This window comes from Rhizobium sp. SRI_017 (assembly GCF_057586295.1).
Genome location: NZ_JBYCZP010000068.1, coordinates 1 through 1089 on the forward strand (window position 1 = coordinate 1; position 1089 = coordinate 1089).

A 1089-nucleotide genomic window follows, 5' to 3' on the forward strand; every position below is an offset into this window, starting at 1 on the left:
GCCGAAGGGCGTACGGGTGGTGCGGGTTTCTCCGGGCTGGATCGCCGATCCGGGCGCCAACGGTCTGGCCCTGCGCATAGCCGAGGAAGCCGGCATTGACTACGACGCCGCAGTGCAGGTGATCATGAACTCGCTCGGTGGCATACCGCTCGGACGACCGGCGAAGCGGGAAGAGGTCGCCGACCTGATCGCGTTCCTTGCATCCGATCGAGCAGCGTCCATTACCGGGACAGAGCATGTGATCGACGGTGGGACTGTTCCGACCGCTTGAGCAAAAGACGGTGTGCCGGCTCACCGCGACCTTCATGTGCTGGAGGGATCGGCAAGGGCCCAGTTAGATAATTGCCCGTGGCCGCCGCGGTTGGGTTAGGCCGCCGCGGCTCCGTTCACCGATAGAAGCCGAGCCCGGCATATCGGCTCACGAAGGCGCAGCCCAACTGCCCAGTTTCGCGTAGATATCATCACGCAATTGCCTGATCTGATGATTGAGCGCACCGAGTTGATTTGGCGTGTGGCCGGATGCGTCCAGAAGCGCATCGCCCAGGCAGCCCGCCCGCGACCGGAGCGCGCGGCCCTCATCGGTCAAACCGATGACCACCTGCCGCTCATTGTCGGGATTGCGCGTCCGCCGCAGCAGCCCCGCGCTTTCCAGACGCTTGAGCAGGGGCGTCAGGGTACTCGATTCAAGGGCGAGCTTCTCGCCGATATGGCCAACCGTCTGCTCGTCCTCCTGCCACAGCACGTTCAGCACGAGGTATTGCGGATAGGTCAGGCCGAGTTGATCCAGCCAGGGCTTGTACAGCCGCTGGATTGCCATGCCCGCCGAGTAGATGGCGTAGCAGACCTGATTGTCGAGGGGCACGGGTTCGTTGGATTTCTGTTGGGCCATGAGGGTCTCCTTCCGCCTCGCTTATAGCTAACGTTTTCGTGAAAAGATATATCGCGATAAGAATTACCATTGACAATCATTCAAGCAGCCACTAGACAACAATTATCGCCATAACAATTATCGTACTAACACCAGGAGAGAGACAATGAAGGCCAGCACCATCATCGCCGCCACTGCAGCAATCGGCATCGCATCCGCTA

At 60.3% G+C, this 1089-nt stretch carries 2 protein-coding genes; one reads left to right on the forward strand and one right to left on the reverse strand.

Annotation, left to right across the window (positions count from 1 at the left end):
• A partial coding sequence (locus AC2YI2_RS35015; protein ID WP_487391124.1) for an SDR family oxidoreductase occupies positions 1-271 on the forward strand: 271 nt, incomplete at its 5' end.
• Positions 272-418: 147 nt separating this feature from the next.
• Here AC2YI2_RS35015 and AC2YI2_RS35020 read toward each other — a convergent pair.
• The gene (locus AC2YI2_RS35020; RefSeq protein ID WP_487391125.1) at positions 419-889 is read right to left on the reverse strand and encodes a MarR family winged helix-turn-helix transcriptional regulator; all 471 of its coding nucleotides are present in this window, start codon (positions 887-889) and stop codon (positions 419-421) included.
• Between the last annotated feature and the right edge of the window lie 200 nt (positions 890-1089).